Genomic DNA, 16,657 nt, shown 5'->3' on the forward strand with positions numbered 1-16,657 from the left:
CTTTTCGAACTTTTCGAACACGAGCCTCCAGATCCACATAGCTGAAGAGTTCGCCTGTCCTCACATCGCCGCCACGCATCCATCAGCTCCAAATCGCAATAAAGCGAGTGAATCACGACAGGAGCCTTGCGCCAATGCCTTTTTCAACAGCCTGCTAGAAGGTGGCGGGCAATAAAGCACAGATCGCCGTCCCCTGAGCCGATAACAATCGTCGGTCTCATGGCATACTGTCGCTGTTGTTGTGTTTTGGTACCCCTACAATCTCACGAGAGAGGGTGCGCTTCAAACATTGATGTCCAGCGCTCGATTAAGAAATATTTCTTCGATGTTCACACGACATCTAAGAACGGGACGAAGCAGACGGCACCTGTCGGACATTACGCCTTGGTATCCCCAAGTGCTGGCTTTCCATTGATATGAATGGCCAATGAATTGATTTGTCGTGAAATTGGAGGCTGCAAAGGAGCGGCTGCATAATTTTGTTCTCACCCCGTCCCTCCGGAGAGCCAGATGTGTACCCCTTTGGAAATGCCGAACTTGTCGTCGGAAGAAAGCAGACTGAAGGATGAGGAGCACTGCAATGATCCCCATGTGGCAGCAAAACCCCTACCCTGCGTAACCTGTCGCAACCTCTCCTGTAAAGGACGCAAGGCTCAGCCCCAGCTGGACGGCACCGCCAAAGGCACGGCCCCAACGAATGAGCCCATCGAGTGATAGTGCCGATCATCTTGAGTTTAGTCTTCTCGACATAAGTAACAAGCAAAGGTTGTCGCTCGCCTTTAAAGATTAATCGAAATGCTTGAGAAGGCGGGATTAGCAATTATGCGAGTTGGCAAGAGTAAATATTGACCGCAACCTCAGAGGGATTGTCGTCGGACCTATCATACGCTTCCGACATGGCATTCAATCCATAAGGGCAGGCGGAGAGAACTCATTCAAGCGAAGATCATCTTTGCGGATAACGGCGGCACGGATGCTCATCCAATCATTGCTGCAATCGAAAAGGAGGCGATGGCTGTGTCGGTGGTACACTCCATCCTTCAACTGCGAAGGCATCTCTATCGATCGCAATATGACGCGGTGATCGTCGATGCCGTTTCATCGCCAAACGAAGCAATCGACTTCTGTCGCCAAATCAGGACCAGCAGCGCCATCCCGATCTTCCTTATTGTGGAGCCCTTCAAGGCGGATCTGATCGTGTTGGCGCTAGAAGCCGGGGCCGATGATTGCATGTCACCTCCCGTCTCGATCCCTGAATTTGTCGCCAGGATCAACAACCTTCTGAGACGTGCCTCATACGCCCGCATTCCCACACATCGGCAACCGCTAGCATTCACCTTCGCCGGCTTTCGTCTCAGCGTGCTTGAACGCCAGCTTTGGGGTCCGGACTGCCAGATCGTTGATCTCACCTCTGCAGAATTCGATTTGCTGCTGGCACTGTGCCGGAACCCGGGAAGGCTGATGCGACGCGAAGAGTTGCTGACATCGACGCATGCCGGTGTTGCAGGACCCGTGACGCGCAGCATCGACGTCCACATCAGCCGTCTGCGTCAAAAAATAGAACACGATCCGCCGAACCCTCGCCTGCTCAAGACAGTGAGACTTGGAGGATATGTTTTCACGGCCGACGTGATGGCGGGCTAGGTCATGTCCGCGAAATATTAAGTTTTGTTTCCGGACACCGTTCCAATTGATGCGCGAGAACCATGCAACTAATCGTATGCACGCCTGATCGTCATGGACGGGCTGAAAGCTGGGTTGGCGTCGCGCAGGCGACGACGGGGTTCATTGAATTGCGCAAGGGTGGTCGTCGATATCAGCGTCCACATGGAGCTTTGCGCATCCTGAGGGAGCTTATCGGCTATGAATATGCGCACTCTTTTTCACGAAATGATCGATTCGACCGCGACAACGTCCACGGAGGATTCGCTTCGCGCCGCCGTTGCGAGGATCACCACCAAGCATGGTTTCGAGCGCTTCGCATATCTCAATCTTGACGCCGTAAGCGCCAGGAGCTTTGCCGTATCGAACTATCCGCAGGACTGGCAGGCGATGTATTTCGGCCGCTCATACATGGCGCTGGATCCCGTCGTCACGATGGGCAAACGGATGATGCGGGCTTTTCAGTGGTGCGTCGATGAGCAACGACGACGGGCGACGAAAGACGAGCGCGGTTTCTGGGACGCGGCGTCGCAGTTCGGCATTCGCGCAGGGGTGACTGTGCCGATACGCGTGTGCTTCGGGCAGGTTGCAATGCTGACCCTGGCTTCCTCTCAAAATTTGCGTCCAAGAGAATTCTGCGAAACCGAATGTGCCGTCGCCGCAACCTCGGCAACGTTTCTGCATTCGCGTCTCGTCTCGACGAATTGTCCGACAACCCAGCGTCAGCCAGGATTGTCCGACCGCGAGGCGCTGTGCTTAGGATGGATAGCTGCGGGGAAGTCGATGCAGGACATCGCCGAGATCCTTGGCTTGAACTACCACACCGTTCGCTGGGATCTCGACAACATCCGCGCGAAACTCAACGTGAAGAACCTGAAACAGGCACTTTCCCTGGCGCTGCAACTGGGTTTGATCTGACAGGTCCTATCGAAGAACCTGTTCGGCCATAGTGGCCGAACAGTCGTGTGGCGTCTCTTGATGCCGAGATGAACACATCCCTCAAGTGCGGATGCGCCGGACGCCGATGCAATGTCTGCCTTACGCCACCTTCACCCTTTCGACGAATTCAGAATGGTAGTCGGCGGGACAGATCCGCTCGAAGGTTGCCTGGTCGGCGGCGAGAACACCCGCAACACTTGGCGTTTCGTTGATGAGGCGAGGTTCTCCCAGACGTCTCATCGGCCAACCGGAGCGATTGAGAAGTCGCTCGAGCCGGACATCGGTTACTGTGACGATCTCGTTGTAGCCGTTGAGAAAGGACCATTCCGCAATTGCAGCAAACATGGTCCGGGTCGCCAGATGCAGCGGACGCCCCTCTATTCCGTGACAATGGTCGATGTCGACACAGAAGCGCGAGCTTTCGATCATGGACGCATGAGGGTGGAACGCGTCACCACCCCCAAGCAAGCATGAAAATAGAGTTTGCAGCATCGTTGGGCCACAGGCAGGAAGAAGGCGCGCGCAGCCAACGACATTGCTTTGCTCATCGATTGCCAGAATGTAGGTCGGCTCAAGCGCGTCGAATTCGTCGCACTCGCGCTCGCCCTTACACGCGACCCAGCCTAAGCGTTGCGCAAAGACACGGGCGCGCAGCCGATACATTTGTTCAAGGAGATCTAGGTCACGGGATGTTCGGGGTTGACTGAGTGCGACTGCTTGCATGATCAAAATCCTCCGCAATTTGGGTTACGCAATCAGCGTGAACGGAGGTGACAGAGATTTGAACTCGCAGATTTGCGGGTCGAGACGGACGCCTGCGCCGAGACGGGAATCCGGACGAGCTATCTATAATAGCGGGAACAACTCTGCACAGTCCCGCCAATTGGCGCCGGAGAAGGATCGATGAGCATGGGCACCGACGCGGAGATTTCGTTCCGCTGATGCTTGCCTTGGGTAGCCTTGCCGCCCCAAACTCGTGCATCTCGGTCTGTTCTTTTTGGGATATGGTCTGGGCTGCGGCTTGGCACAGGTGCCTGCGATCGTGCAAAGAACCGGCATCTCCATGGCCTCCGAGCGGTCTGTTCATCGCCACACTCATCGTCGCTCCCCCTGAGAGGCTGGCCGTAGCGGGTGCTGACGGGTAGGCTCGGAGAGATGCTGAGCAATGTCCTGTGGTTCCACAGGCCGCTGCCTGTCGCTCTGGTCATTTATCCCGGCAACGCGCTTGAAGCGACGATCGGGACCTGGCTCTTGAGCCGGGTCTCAAAGCTGCCGGTTCGACTGGAAACCCGAGAGGAAGTCGTCGTCTTCGTCTTGGTATGAGCAGGGATTGCGCCTCTTATCGGCGCGGCCGTTTGAACGAGACCGCCGGGTCGCTCGGCCTTCAGCGGCGCCCTTGGCCGGATCACTATTGAATGCCGCATTACCTTTTGATGAGGCGATCAAACAGGTCACGAAGTGTTAGGGCGTGATCGAAATGGCCGTCGCGAATGAAATTGAGCGCCTGCGCGATGACCAGAGGATTGTTCATCATGAAGGTGTGGCTGGTATGAAGAACGATGTGATCAGCCATGCCTGCCAGTTTGGTGCTTTCCACTGACACCTTTCCGTCGTTGGGGCCGGCGAACACTGCCGAAAGTACAGGATTAACGGACCTGTCTCCTGCTATGATGCCAAGCTCGTAGTCTGCCGCGCCGAGATTATTAGGAATGCTGTCTGCTCCTGTGCCGAGTTGTCGGCCCGCCCGCCCGGCAAGAAACTCGAACAGTGCAAGATCGCCATAAGCATCGACCAACTCCGAACCGCCATTAGGTGGCGCAAGCATAACGACTCTGCCCAGATTTTTCGGCCTATTCTCTGTAAGCCATGCCCGCAGAAGAATACCGCCCATTGAATGCGTAACAAAATGTACATGGCCTCCCGCGGGACACTTCGCCACCGAAGTGCTGACATTCCCGATCAGATCCTGAACGAGGCCCCCCCTAGAGGGATAGCTCTCGTTCACCACCTTGAAGTCCGATGCCAGCAGCACCTCCTCCATCACAGCGAAGGATGATTGGGTCCGCCCCAGGCCGTGGAGCAGAACGACACAATCCCGTGCCGCGGCCACGGATGTCAGAAGCATGAATAGGAACGTCAACAGGTAACGCATCATTGAACCAACCCCAAGGTTGAGCGTCGATGAGCTCTGCGTGTGCGATCCAGAGCACTCCGCTTTCCGGTGCGATGTATCGGCAACCCAAGTCAAGCCTACGATGGAACGAGTCAAGCCCAAAGAAACTACTCGAGGGGACCAAGTCTGACCAGAGGTTGCGATCCGCCAGCGACACCACAAAGAGCCGGAACCGAAACGTGTGCAGATATTCTCCCAAAAGGGCAAGCAGCACTGGTCGCGGTGTGGCGGCCGCCGACCAGACATTGCGCGACCGAGGGCGGGGAAGTCGAACGTCGTAGGGAGCTTTGATCTGTTCCTGATCCCCCTCAATGCCGTCGTCATGGGCAGGTCAACCTACTCGGAAAGCCGGTGGCCGGCGCTAATGCTCGGCGACGCAATCACGCCAATTGCAGAGCGCGTAATCTGGTCGCTCCGGCATCGCCGGGAAATGGTCAAGAGTGACTGGATCAGGTCCGGGCGCGAACGTGATAAACGCTGGGTTCACCGAGTTTCGCTCAATGACTGACCGAAGCTGACTGGCGAGGTTGCATACGATGAACACGAGAAGTCGCAGGACCCCCTTGAGGTGACCCGTCCATGCAGAAAAAGTGGGGATACTGTTCGTCATCGAGAAACACCTGGCTTTGCATTGATGTAATGTGGGACGACCGCCACGTTCCAAAATGCGGCTGAGCTGAACGAAGGACTGAATGACCAACCAACTCGATATGTTTGCTTCGACGCTGGCGGCCAGCGAACTGCAAAGCGAGCGTATTCGCCGAACCGATCGAAAGTCGATCGGTTGGAGTGCAGAGGAAATGGTTGAATGCCTGGAGGCAACCGGGGACTACCGCGTGTTGCGCAGGCTTGCTACCCGTTCCGCTCCTACACTTCGCCGACTGGAATTTGGACGCCTGGGCGTTCTCATCGACACCGAGACGACCGGCCTTGATCACCGCAAGAACGAGATCATCGAGATCGGTGCGGTAAGCTTCACGTTCGATGACGAAGGCCAAATCGGGGACATCGTTGATGTCTATTCTGGACTGCAGCAGCCACAAACCGCGATTCCCCCGGGGATTACCCAGCTGACGGGGATCACCGACGAGATGGTGGCGGGGCAACAGATCGATATGGCGTCGTTGCGGCGGATAATCGAACCGGCAGATCTCATCATTGCCCATAATGCCGGCTTTGACCGCCCTTTCTGTGAGAGGTTTTCTCCGGACTTCAAAGACAAGGCCTGGGCGTGTTCGGTCTCTGAGATCGACTGGAGCGCGCGCGGTTTCGAGGGCACAAAGCTCGGCTACCTTGTCGGTCAGGCAGGCTATTTCCACGTTGGCCATCGCGCCGTTGACGATTGCTTCGCGCTGCTGGAAGTCCTCGACCATCAGAAAGCGGAAGCTGAGAAGCCCTTCGCCGAACTCCTCAGGGCCTCCGAGCGATCGCGCGCTCGCCTGTTTGCCGAACACAGTCCTTTCGACATGAAGGATCACCTCAAAGCGCGGGGATATCGTTGGTCTGACGGGAGCGACGGTCGTCCGAAGTCCTGGTGGATCGAAGTCGATGAGGATCTTCTGGCAGACGAACTTCACTTCCTGCGAACTGAAATTTACCGTTGGGACGATGCCGACCCGCCGGTCCAGCACCTGACTGCGCTGGAAAGGTATAAGGCGTAGGCTTCCACGCCTGGTTTCCTCTACCCGCCAGGCATGCAGCAAAATGCGCATCCCCCAGGATGCGTCAACAGGTTGTTAGGACTTTGTTGACCATAATTGCCTCTCGCATGCCTGGCTTTGCAAACCGTCTGCACGCCTGCCGGGCCAAAGGGTTGAGGTTGGCCATGTCTGATGATCCGGAAAGGAGGTTGACGCCGCGCATCTTCGGCGGTGTCGGCAGAGCGCTATGGTCGATCGCCAGACGCGTTCGGCAAGCGGCGATCGCAACACTCGCCGTTCTCCTATCAGGAATGACCGCCGAGGCAGAGGATCGTGCCTTGAAGCTCTTTTTTACGCATACCGGAGAGCGAACCACGATTACGTTCAAACGCGACGGAAGATTTGATCCGAGAGGGCTCGCGCAGATCAATCGCTTTTTGCGTGACTGGCGGAAAAACGAACCCACGCGGATGGATCCGCGTCTGCTCGATCTCGTCTGGGAGGTCTATCATCGCAGCGGTGCGCGTGACTATATCCACGTTGTATCAGCTTACAGATCTCCGACAACGAACAAGATGCTGCGCTCGCGTTCTCGAAGCTCCGGCGTTGCAAAGACAAGCCAGCATATGCTTGGCAAAGCGATGGACTTCTACATCCCTGGCGTGAAACTGCAGACATTGCGGGCGCTTGCCATGCAGTTGCAGATCGGCGGTGTTGGATACTATCCCCGTTCCGGGTCCCCCTTCGTGCACCTTGACGTCGGTCGAGTAAGGGCGTGGCCGCGGATGTCGCGACAGGAACTCGCAAGCATATTCCCGAATGGCCGCACCATGCATGTCCCGGCTGACGGCAGACCCCTTCCGGGCTACGCGCAGGCTGTCGCCAACCACAACAAGCACATTCAATCGGGCTCGATCGAGAATGCTGCAACAGCCGATGAGGAAGATGCTGTCGAAACCGGCCAGGCGAGCCCTTCGGCCGGCCCCATTGAGGTCGCACTCGTGCCAGTCCCATCCAGCCGCGCCGAGAGGGCCCTTTCCCAGCAGGCAGGCCAAAATTCGGTCACTGCCCGGGCGAACGGCCAGGCGCCAATCGCGGATCTTTCCTTGTATGCCGTTCCGATCCCGAATTTCCGGCCTCCGCAGAAGGCGGTGGGTGCAGCGATTGATCCAACTCAGACGGCATCTATCGGTGTCGCGGAACCGAAGCAAAATACACGAAAGTTCCTCCCCATGCTCAGGGAAGGTCCGACGTCTGGCTTCACGCTTTCCGCACTGTCGGCTGCCTCGTTGCCGATGTCCGGATCGTCCGAACTTCAAGCTGGTATTCGGAGCGTTTCGGCAAGGCGGCTTTTAAGTTGGGCTCTGCATTTGCCGGACAGGGCGCCGGGCCTTTCTGCACCGTATGGTCATCGACGCCTGATCATTCTCGGCTCGGATCGAGGTCCATACAACGCCTCCCTTGCGACTTCACCTTAGTTTGAAAGTGATCGTCCCAAACGTTGGGCTGCCAAGCATTTTCGGCAGCTTTAGCGAACGACGGTCATCATAGATCCCCATTCCGTCGCCCGTCTGATGAGGGCTGAGCGCGCATCGCAGGCGGACGCATTTCCGTTGATGTCAGGCATGCCGTGACGGCGACGATGTAGTCTTCACCACCGTCGATTGGCCAGGCCGACCGACAATGCCGCGGCGATTTCGCCAGGCGTATTGACCAGCCTGTATTTCCAGCGCCGGGCAAGCGTCATGGGCTGCTCCTACGACAGCAACAAGTCCGGGATCGTCACCATTCCATGTTTGACAAGCCGTCAATATCTGCATGTCGAACTCCCGACTACCGTGGTGACACGACGGTGCCGCTGCAACTCATGGATATCCCATGTATTGGCGCGAAGGTGGTTGCCAAGGTGATGTCGCGGAAAGCTGTTAACGAGAGCAGCTTCGCACATAGTTTATCGCGCGTATCTTTTAAAGTTGACGCGCGTTAATTTTGGAAGTATCTGTCCCGCCATCCGCCGACGACAGGAGGCCCGTCTCGCGGATGTGGCTCAACGGCCTTCGTTACACTGGGGAGGATCATGTCTCTTTCTTCTTTCGCAAAATCCCTGCTTGCCGGCGCAACCTTTGCCCTTGCGGCCGCATCTGCGCATGCTGACGGAATTGGTGTGTCACTGCTGACGCAGCAGCATCCGTTTTACAACGAGCTGGCAAAGGCGATTACCGCCGAAGCCAAGGAGAAAAACGTCAACGCCGAAATCGCCATCGCTAACCAGGATCTCAACAAACAGCTGGCAGACATCGAAGACTTTATAGTCAAGGGTGTCGACACGATCATCATGTCGCCGGTCGACAGCAAGGGTGCTTTGGCCGCTGTCATGCGCGCGCAGACCTCGGGCATCAAGGTTGTCACTGTCGACGTTCCCGTCGAAGGTGCCACGGTCGCCTCCTACATTGGCACCGACAACTATGCTGGCGGCGTCAAGGCCGGCGAACTCATGGCCGAGCAGCTAGGCGGCAAGGGCAATGTCGCGATCATTGACTACCCGCTCGTGCAGTCTGTTGTGAATCGCGTTAACGGTTTCAAGGACGCCATTGCCAAGCATCCCGACATCAAGATCGTTTCAATTCAGACCGGCATTACCCGCGCAGAAGCCCTGGCCGTCGCACAGAACATGCTTCAGGCCAATCCCGACATCAATGGCATTTTCGGCTTTGGCGACGATGCGGCACTTGCCGCCTCTGTTGCCGTCAAGTCGGCAGGCCTGACCGGCAAGGTGAAGGTGATCGGCTTTGATGGCATGCCCGAGGCAATCAAGGCGGTCGACAGCGATCCCGATATGGTCGGCGTGATCCAGCAGTTCCCGGACCAGATGGGCAAGCTCGCGGTCGATACCGCGGTAAAATTGAAGGCCGGCGAAACCGTTCCGGGAAGCCAGCCAATCGTCCCGGGCGTCTACGTCAAGAAGTAACCACGCCTCCTCCCGAGACGGCTCTTCCAAAGAAAAGGACCGCTCACTTCCGATGGCCCATGCCTTGCCGTGGGCCATCGTAACGCTCGACCTGAAGGATGACGTCATGGACGCCGCATGCGGTAGAACAATCCTCGAAATCAAGGGTGTGACCAAGGTGTTCGGCGCCGTCTTGGCGTTGAAGGACATGCAGCTCAGCGTACGAAGCGGCCGCGTACACACCATCCTCGGCGAGAATGGAGCCGGAAAATCGACGTTGATGAAGATCCTTGCCGGGGTTTACCAGCCAACGTCGGGTACAATTGTCCTCGACGGTGCCCCCTATCGTCCCGCCAATCCCCAGGATGCGGCCCATGCCGGCTTAACCATCGTCTTTCAGGAACTTAGCCTTTGCAACAACCTGACTGTCGCGGAAAACATCCTCGCCACGCGCGAGCCCACACGCGCCGGCTTCATCAACGACAAGGCGCTCGTGCGCAAGGCCGCCGAGCTCGTAAATGAACTTGGCTTGCCGGTCTCCGTTACCGATAAGGTCGGGGACCTGTCGATCGCCCAGCGCCAGCTTGTCGAGATCGCCAAGGGTCTCAGCATCAACGCCAAGGTCGTCATTCTCGATGAACCGACCTCATCACTCAGCGACAGCGAGGCGGAGATCCTGTTTGAGATCATCGCACGCCTGAAGGCGCAGGGCGTCGCCATCATCTACATCTCCCACCGCATGGAGGAGATCATGCGGCTGAGCGACGACATAACGGTTGTTCGCGACGGCAGCTATATCACCACCCGCGACAAGACCGAGACGACGATCGACGAGCTGATCGCGCTGATGGTCGGTCGCGACATGAACGAGATCTATCCGCCCCGCGCCGTGCCAGCGCCCGCAATCGACGTGGAGCCGGTGCTTGCGGTCAAGGGTCTGTCGCGCGAGGGTGAGTTCCAGGACATTTCCTTCGATGTCAGACCCGGCGAGATTCTTGGTTTCTTCGGCCTGATCGGCTCCGGACGATCCGAGGTGATGAACACGCTGTTTGGCGTGCACCATTCATCGGCAGGCTCCATCGCCATTGACGGTGCGGAGGTGAAAATTGCCTCGCCTGTCGATGCGATCAACAGGCACATCGGCTTCGTCACCGAGAATCGCAAGGAGGAAGGCCTGGTTCTGAGCCACAGCGTTGAAAGCAACATATCGATGGTGGCGCTCGATGAGTTTGCTGGTCGGCTCGGTTTCCTGGCGCGCCGGCGAGAGCGGCTTGCCGCTGCCAGCGAAATTGGCAGGCTCGCGATCAAGACCACCTCGCTTGAGACGATAACTGGCTCACTTTCGGGCGGCAACCAGCAAAAGATTGTGCTCGCCAAGTGGCTTTTGACCAAGCCGAGAATTCTCATCCTTGATGAACCAACACGCGGCGTCGACGTCGGCGCCAAATTTGAAATCTACAAGATCATCCGCCAGCTGGCGGCGGAGGGCACGGCAATCTTGCTTGTCTCCTCCGAACTTTCCGAAGTCATCGGCATGAGCGACCGAACGGTGGTCATGAGTGAAGGCCGCATGACGGCGATCGCAGACAAAAGCCAGATGACGCCGGAACAGATCATGAGCTTTGCGACGGGATTCCTATCATGAATGACAAACTCGCGGCCAACGCCGCCTTCATGCGCGTAATGAAACAATATGGCGGCATCTTCCTGTCGCTGATCGTTCTCTGCGTGATCTTCTCGATCACAAACCAGCGCTTCATGTCGCTGGCGAACTTCCTGAATGTGCTGCAGCAGGTCGCTGTGATCGCCATTGCGGCCTTTGGCATGACCTGGGTGATCCTTCTCGGCGAGATCGATCTTTCGATCGGTTCCATCATCGCGGTTGCCGGGATGGTCGGCGCGCAATGTTTTCTTTTCGGCCTCGGCTTCGTGCCAGCGGTCTTGCTAACGCTGTTCGCCGGCGCGTTTCTCGGTTTTGTGAACGGCGTGCTGACGGCAAAATTTCTTTTGCCGTCCTTCATCGTGACCGTCGCGACCATGGGCATCTATCGCGGCCTCGTCAGCCTGCCGACCAATGGCGCGCCAGCCATGATCATGGATCCGAGCTGGACTGCGATTGGCACCCAGAGCCTTCTTGGCATTCCCCTTGTCATCTGGTTCGTTGCCGTGCTTTTCGTCTTCAACCACATCCTTTTGTCGAAGACGACCTTCGGGCGCCGTGCCTATTTGACCGGCGGCAACCGCGAAGCGGCCCTTTATTCCGGCATCAAGGTGGACCGGCTGAAGATAATCATCTTCATGATCTCGGGGATCATGGCGGCGATCAGTGGCATCCTGCTCTCTTCCCGCCTGTTCTCTGCCCAGACGAATGCCGGCATGAGCTACGAGCTTGATGCAATTGCAGCGGCTGTTCTTGGCGGCACCAGCTTGTCGGGTGGGGTCGGCACCATGATCGGCACACTGATTGGCGCTCTCATCATCGGAGTGCTCAACAACGGCATGAACATGCTATCGGTTCCCTATTTCTACCAGCTCATCGTCAAGGGCCTGGTCATTCTCGTCGCCGTCTATCTCGACGTGCGCGCGAAGCGGGCGAAGCAATAAGAAAAGGGAAGCACCCGGCATGTCCAAGATTCTTACCATTGGCGAAATTCTCGTCGAGATCATCGCTACGCAACGCGGCGATGGCTTCCGCGAGGCTGTTCCACTTATCGGACCCTTTCCGTCCGGCGCACCAGCGATCTTCATCGACCAGGTCGGTAAGCTCGGCCAGGAATGCGCGATCATTTCCCGCGTCGGCGATGACGACTTCGGCTGGGTCAACATCGACCGGCTAGAGGCAGACGGCGTCGACATCTCCGGTATCGAGATCGTGCCGCAGGGCACGACAGGCAGTGCTTTCGTGCGCTATCGCGAGGACGGGAGCCGGGCGTTTGTTTTCAACATCCGTCACAGCGCCTGCGGCACCATCGAGTTGTCGGAGAACACGCTCGCCCTCATCGATACCTGCACCCACATGCATGTGATGGGGACGGCGCTCTATGCTCCAAGCGTCGTCAAGAGCATCCTGATCGCGACCGAACGGGTCAAGGCCCTTGGCGGAACGGTCTCCTTCGATCCAAACCTGCGGCCCGAAATCCTTGATGCGCCTGGCATGCGCGAGGCGCTGCAGGCCGTGCTCGCAAAGACCGACCTCTTCATGCCGAGCGGCGATGAGCTGTTCCTCTTTGCCGAGGCCAAGACAGAGAAGGAGGCCGTGGCCGAACTGCTTGCCAAGGGCATCAAGGCGATCGTCATAAAGCGCGGTGACAAGGGGGCCAGCTATTTCGACAAGGATACGCGGCTCGATCAGTCGGGCTACAAGGTCGAGGAGGTCGATCCGACCGGCGCCGGCGACTGCTTCGGCGCAGCTTTCGTGACCTTCTGGCTCGCCGGCTTGGAATCCGCAGCAGTCCTGCGCTACGCCAACGCGTCCGGTGCACGCGCCGTGACCAAGGCAGGCCCGATGGAGGGCGCCTCGACCCGCGCAGAACTGGACGCGCTCATCCAATCGCAAGGGAATGCCTAACATGCAGAAAAGCTACCTATCCGATATCGCAAAGTGGCGCGGACGCGACGGCGTCAAGGGCATTCCCTCTGTATGTTCTGCGCATCCTGCCGTCATCGAGGCCTCGATGCTGCATGCCAGGCGACGCGGCGTGCATCTGCTTGTCGAAGCGACGTGCAACCAGGTAAATCAGGACGGCGGCTATACAGGAATGACGCCCGCCAACTTTCGCGCTTTCGTCGAGAATATCGCCGCTAGAACGGGCTTTGATCTTGGAAGGCTGATCCTCGGCGGCGACCATCTCGGACCCAATCCGTGGAAACATCTGCCAGCTGACGAAGCAATGGCAAAGGCATGCACGATGATCGAAGCCTATGCGAAGGCCGGCTTCACCAAGCTGCACCTGGACACCAGCATGGGCTGCGCCGGCGAGCCAGTGGCCCTCCCCGACGCGATCACGGCTTCTCGCGCTGCCCGACTTGCCGCCGTTGCCGAAGAGGCATTGGACGGCGTCAACGGCATCAAGCCGGTCTACATCATCGGCACCGAGGTTCCAATTCCTGGCGGTGCGATGGAGGAGCTTGATGTTCTGGACGTGACGAAGCCGGAAGCTGCGCGCGAGACGATCACCGTCCATCGGGATGCCTTTGAGGCGGCCGGTGTCACGGACGCCTTCTCCCGTGTTGTCGGCGCAGTCGTGCAGCCCGGCGTCGAGTTTGGCAACGAGAACGTCATTTCCTATGTTCCGGAACGAGCCGCAGCTCTTAGCGCCGCCCTATCCGATCTTCCGGGTCTGGTGTTCGAGGCGCATTCGACCGACTACCAGACGCAAGATGCTCTGCGTCGCCTTGTGCTTGATGGCTTTGCCATCTTGAAGGTCGGGCCGGGGCTGACCTTTGCACTGCGCGAAGCTTATTACGGGCTGGACCGGATCGCCGAGTTCCTGTTTGCCGGCAAGCGCAAGGAAACGCTCGTGGCCACCATCGAGCGCGTCCTCACAGCCGAGCCGAAGAACTGGGAAAGATACTATCATGGCTCCGAGGCCGACCGGCATATTCAGCGCCATTTCAGCTATTCGGACCGTGTCCGCTATTACTGGCCCCATTCCGAGATAGACGCCGCGGTGACTGCAATGTTCACGCTCCTCGACGGCGTTGATATTCCGGAGACACTGGTCAGCCAGTACCTTCAGGCAACCTACGCTGGGGTGCGCGCAGGCAAGGTCAAGCCGCGGGCGCAAGGTCTGGTTATCGCCGCAATCGATCACGTGCTGGACGACTACTTCGAGGCCTGCCGCGCCTAGCCAGTGCGGCGGTTGCACGACGGGCAGACATCTGCTTGAAGTGTTCCATAGTTTAAATCGATTAAGCATGAACGAGGGTGGGACCGGCTTTGACAAGCAAACCGATCAGGACCATGGAGGATTTCTCCGAATATGTCGGGTTGTCCCGCCCGACGGTATCCAAATATTTCAACGATCCAAACTCGGTCCGCATCAAGACCCGCAACCTCATCGAAGCGGCGTTGAAAGAAAGCGGGTTTCGCCCGAACATCTTCGCTGTCAATCTGAACCGTCGCCGCAGCAACATCATCGGGATCATCATCCCGGACTCAACCGATCCGTTCTACATGGCTTTGACGCGGCGCGTGGAGTTGATCGCAAATGCCAGCGGCTTTCTGGCCTTCATCCTCTCCTCTGACGGCAACCCGGAGCTGGAAGCTCGGGCAATTGAGACGTTGAAGTCGATGAACGTGGCCGGTGCCATCATTGCACCACTTGGTGTTCAGTCTCATCAGGAAACACTGCTGACCCTTGCAGCCGCGATCCCTCTGGTTTTTGTCGACTCTCCACTTGATGACATTTCGCCCTTTGTCGGCACCAACAATCGCAAGAGCTTTCAGCTTATCGTCGACTATCTTTGTCGGTCAGGGGAGCCCCCATGCTACCTCGGAATGCCGCCAGTCAACACCAATGCCCGAACACGTGCAGCGGCCTACGTGGAAGCGATGCGTGAGTTGCAGATGGAGCCCGTCGTCCTGCCCCTTTCCGAGAAGGCGGACTGGGACTTCGAGCGCATCGGTTTCGAGGAGGCGCTACGCTGGATTGACGGGGGCGGGTTTCCAACCAAGACCGTACTTTGCGCAAACGATCGCATCGCTTTCGGCGCTATAGCCGCCGCCTATCAGCGCGGACTGAAGGTCGGCCGAACGGCAGACAGCGATCTCAGAATTGCCGGCCACGACGATCATCCCCTTTCACGCTACGCATGTCCACCGATCACGACCGTCGCCCAGAATTTTAACGAGATCGGCAGACTGGCAACGAAGCTTTTGTTCGAGATGATTGACCTCGACGGCGAATTCGCAGCCACTTCGGACAAAGAGCGGGTACTGCTCAATGCGGATCTCATCCTGCGGAGCTCCGCCTAACGCCTCGGCCCCGTTCAGCTGCGAGCGTCCGATAGTACTGTTCCGGATTTCGGTCCGATTGAGCTCAAACGGTCACACGGCGCGACCATCGTTGCAGCTTGGCAAGATATTCAAGGCCCCTGCCGATGTCCGGCAAATACGCAACAACAATCGATCGAAAAGTGAAGCTAGCGTAGCCGATCAGGATGCAGCTGTTCCTTTTTGCTGTCCGGCGATACCAACGGCAAAGCGCCGTCTAGTTTGAGTGCAAGCGTTTTTCCGTTCTGGCGTCGAACAGATGGATCTTGTCCAGGTCTGGTGCCAGCAGCAGTGAATCGCCCGGACGGACGTCAAGTCGATCCCTTACCGATACGATGACATTGTCGGAGCCGAGCTTGGCCGTGAGCTGCGTTTCGGCCCCTGTGGGTTCAGTCAGGATAACTTTTGCAGCAACCGAACCGACACCGATCGAGAGGTGCTCGGGTCGAACCCCGTAAATGATCTCGGATCCACGCGTCACACTGAGATTTTCGGGCAAAGGCAGCTTTGCACCACCACGAGCGATGAACTCAAGCGGACCCGATGAATTGACTTTGCCGTGGATAAAATTCATCCCCGGGGAGCCGATAAATCCGGCTACGAATAAGTTTGCGGGGCAGTCGTAAAGATCGAGTGGCGAGCCAATTTGTTCAACGGATCCGTCGCGCATGACCACAATGCGGTCGGCCATGGTCATGGCTTCAATCTGATCGTGGGTCACGTAAATAGTCGTTGTCTTTAGCCGCTGGTGCAGTTGCTTGATTTCGGAGCGCATCTGCACTCGCAGCTTCGCGTCCAAGTTCGACAACGGCTCATCAAACAGAAAGACTTGCGGGTTTCTCACGATCGCGCGGCCCATCGCTACACGCTGCCGCTGTCCGCCCGAGAGATTTCGAGGGTATCTTTCCAGTAGTGACTCGAGACCAAGAATTTGTGCCGCTTCCCGAACACGTCTCCTTGTTTCTTCTTTCGGGGCCTTCGCAAGTCTGAGCGAAAACCCCATGTTGGCTTCGACGGTCAAGTGCGGGTAAAGCGCATAGGATTGGAACACCATTGCGATGTCGCGCTCTTTCGGTGCTACGTTGTTCACGATTTTGCTGCCTATGGAGATCCTACCGCCCGAGATCTCTTCAAGCCCCGCAATCATTCGCAGGAGGGTTGATTTGCCGCAGCCGGACGGACCGACAAGAATAACGAACTCGCCATCCTGGATATCAATATCCACCCCGTGCAGCACTTCAAAATGACCATAGCTCTTTCGGGCATTCGCCACTGTTACTGACGCCATCATGTTCTCCGGC

At 57.6% G+C, this 16,657-nt stretch carries 14 protein-coding genes; 11 read left to right on the forward strand and 3 right to left on the reverse strand.

Annotated features, from left to right (window positions below; all coding sequences use genetic code 11):
• Positions 1-1,011 precede the first annotated feature (1,011 nt).
• Together AC1DPR_RS15520 and AC1DPR_RS15525 are read left to right on the forward strand one after the other, a co-directional pair.
• The gene (locus AC1DPR_RS15520; protein WP_018856393.1) at positions 1,012-1,644 is read left to right on the forward strand and encodes a response regulator transcription factor; all 633 of its coding nucleotides are present in this window, start codon (positions 1,012-1,014) and stop codon (positions 1,642-1,644) included.
• Between the two features lie 219 nt (positions 1,645-1,863).
• Positions 1,864-2,580: an autoinducer binding domain-containing protein gene (locus tag AC1DPR_RS15525; protein WP_112646439.1), complete on the forward strand. Its 717-nt coding sequence runs from the start codon at positions 1,864-1,866 to the stop codon at positions 2,578-2,580.
• 120 nt (positions 2,581-2,700) lie between these two features.
• Here the strand turns inward: AC1DPR_RS15525 and traI are convergent, their stop codons facing one another.
• The gene (traI, locus tag AC1DPR_RS15530) at positions 2,701-3,324 is read right to left on the reverse strand and encodes an acyl-homoserine-lactone synthase (RefSeq protein ID WP_477816620.1); all 624 of its coding nucleotides are present in this window, start codon (positions 3,322-3,324) and stop codon (positions 2,701-2,703) included.
• A 432-nt stretch (positions 3,325-3,756) separates the two neighbouring features.
• Between traI and AC1DPR_RS15535 the strand changes: the two genes are divergently transcribed.
• The gene (locus AC1DPR_RS15535) at positions 3,757-3,924 is read left to right on the forward strand and encodes a hypothetical protein (protein WP_477816621.1); all 168 of its coding nucleotides are present in this window, start codon (positions 3,757-3,759) and stop codon (positions 3,922-3,924) included.
• 100 nt (positions 3,925-4,024) lie between these two features.
• Here the strand turns inward: AC1DPR_RS15535 and AC1DPR_RS15540 are convergent, their stop codons facing one another.
• Positions 4,025-4,756, reverse strand: a complete 732-nt coding sequence (locus AC1DPR_RS15540; protein WP_477816622.1) for an esterase/lipase family protein — start codon at positions 4,754-4,756, stop codon at positions 4,025-4,027.
• Between the two features lie 710 nt (positions 4,757-5,466).
• Here AC1DPR_RS15540 and AC1DPR_RS15545 point away from each other — a divergent pair.
• The 8 genes from AC1DPR_RS15545 (at position 5,467) to AC1DPR_RS15580 (ending at position 15,338) form a co-directional block, all read left to right on the forward strand.
• Positions 5,467-6,435: a 3'-5' exonuclease gene (locus AC1DPR_RS15545; RefSeq protein WP_477816623.1), complete on the forward strand. Its 969-nt coding sequence runs from the start codon at positions 5,467-5,469 to the stop codon at positions 6,433-6,435.
• A gap of 164 nt (positions 6,436-6,599) precedes the next feature.
• Complete coding sequence (locus AC1DPR_RS15550; protein WP_477816624.1) at positions 6,600-7,892, forward strand: peptidoglycan L,D-endopeptidase MepK; 1,293 nt, start codon at positions 6,600-6,602, stop codon at positions 7,890-7,892.
• 599 nt (positions 7,893-8,491) lie between these two features.
• Positions 8,492-9,382: a substrate-binding domain-containing protein gene (locus AC1DPR_RS15555; protein ID WP_477816625.1), complete on the forward strand. Its 891-nt coding sequence runs from the start codon at positions 8,492-8,494 to the stop codon at positions 9,380-9,382.
• Between the two features lie 106 nt (positions 9,383-9,488).
• On the forward strand, positions 9,489-11,006 hold the full coding sequence (locus AC1DPR_RS15560) for a sugar ABC transporter ATP-binding protein (protein WP_477816683.1): 1,518 nt from the start codon (positions 9,489-9,491) through the stop codon (positions 11,004-11,006).
• A complete protein-coding gene (locus AC1DPR_RS15565) occupies positions 11,003-11,965 on the forward strand; it encodes an ABC transporter permease (protein ID WP_112824131.1) in 963 nt (320 codons plus the stop codon). Before AC1DPR_RS15560 ends, AC1DPR_RS15565 begins: the two co-directional genes overlap by 4 nt.
• A gap of 19 nt (positions 11,966-11,984) precedes the next feature.
• The gene (locus AC1DPR_RS15570; protein WP_477816626.1) at positions 11,985-12,929 is read left to right on the forward strand and encodes a tagatose kinase; all 945 of its coding nucleotides are present in this window, start codon (positions 11,985-11,987) and stop codon (positions 12,927-12,929) included.
• Position 12,930: 1 nt separating this feature from the next.
• Positions 12,931-14,211 carry a D-tagatose-bisphosphate aldolase, class II, non-catalytic subunit gene (locus AC1DPR_RS15575; RefSeq protein ID WP_477816627.1) on the forward strand — a complete coding sequence of 427 codons (1,281 nt, stop codon included), beginning with the start codon at positions 12,931-12,933 and terminating at the stop codon, positions 14,209-14,211.
• A 113-nt stretch (positions 14,212-14,324) separates the two neighbouring features.
• A complete protein-coding gene (locus AC1DPR_RS15580; protein ID WP_477816684.1) occupies positions 14,325-15,338 on the forward strand; it encodes a LacI family DNA-binding transcriptional regulator in 1,014 nt (337 codons plus the stop codon).
• 235 nt (positions 15,339-15,573) lie between these two features.
• Here AC1DPR_RS15580 and AC1DPR_RS15585 read toward each other — a convergent pair whose 3' ends face one another.
• Positions 15,574-16,644: an ABC transporter ATP-binding protein gene (locus AC1DPR_RS15585; protein ID WP_477816628.1), complete on the reverse strand. Its 1,071-nt coding sequence runs from the start codon at positions 16,642-16,644 to the stop codon at positions 15,574-15,576.
• Positions 16,645-16,657: the final 13 nt, after the last annotated feature.

The sequence above is a fragment of the Rhizobium sp. 01T417 genome (assembly GCF_056398905.1).

Bases quoted from the DNA above. Each gene is read 5' to 3' on its own strand.
- AC1DPR_RS15545 (WP_477816623.1), top strand. From the start codon at position 5,467: ATGACCAACCAACTCGATATGTTTGCTTCGACGCTGGCGGCCAGCGAA.
- traI (WP_477816620.1), bottom strand. From the start codon at position 3,324: ATGCAAGCAGTCGCACTCAGTCAACCCCGAACATCCCGTGACCTAGAT.
- AC1DPR_RS15560 (WP_477816683.1), top strand. From the start codon at position 9,489: ATGGACGCCGCATGCGGTAGAACAATCCTCGAAATCAAGGGTGTGACC.
- AC1DPR_RS15580 (WP_477816684.1), top strand. From the start codon at position 14,325: ATGGAGGATTTCTCCGAATATGTCGGGTTGTCCCGCCCGACGGTATCC.
- AC1DPR_RS15540 (WP_477816622.1), bottom strand. From the start codon at position 4,756: ATGATGCGTTACCTGTTGACGTTCCTATTCATGCTTCTGACATCCGTG.
- AC1DPR_RS15525 (WP_112646439.1), top strand. From the start codon at position 1,864: ATGAATATGCGCACTCTTTTTCACGAAATGATCGATTCGACCGCGACA.
- AC1DPR_RS15520 (WP_018856393.1), top strand. From the start codon at position 1,012: ATGGCTGTGTCGGTGGTACACTCCATCCTTCAACTGCGAAGGCATCTC.
- AC1DPR_RS15585 (WP_477816628.1), bottom strand. From the start codon at position 16,644: ATGGCGTCAGTAACAGTGGCGAATGCCCGAAAGAGCTATGGTCATTTT.
- AC1DPR_RS15535 (WP_477816621.1), top strand. From the start codon at position 3,757: ATGCTGAGCAATGTCCTGTGGTTCCACAGGCCGCTGCCTGTCGCTCTG.
- AC1DPR_RS15565 (WP_112824131.1), top strand. From the start codon at position 11,003: ATGAATGACAAACTCGCGGCCAACGCCGCCTTCATGCGCGTAATGAAA.
- AC1DPR_RS15570 (WP_477816626.1), top strand. From the start codon at position 11,985: ATGTCCAAGATTCTTACCATTGGCGAAATTCTCGTCGAGATCATCGCT.
- AC1DPR_RS15575 (WP_477816627.1), top strand. From the start codon at position 12,931: ATGCAGAAAAGCTACCTATCCGATATCGCAAAGTGGCGCGGACGCGAC.
- AC1DPR_RS15550 (WP_477816624.1), top strand. From the start codon at position 6,600: ATGTCTGATGATCCGGAAAGGAGGTTGACGCCGCGCATCTTCGGCGGT.
- AC1DPR_RS15555 (WP_477816625.1), top strand. From the start codon at position 8,492: ATGTCTCTTTCTTCTTTCGCAAAATCCCTGCTTGCCGGCGCAACCTTT.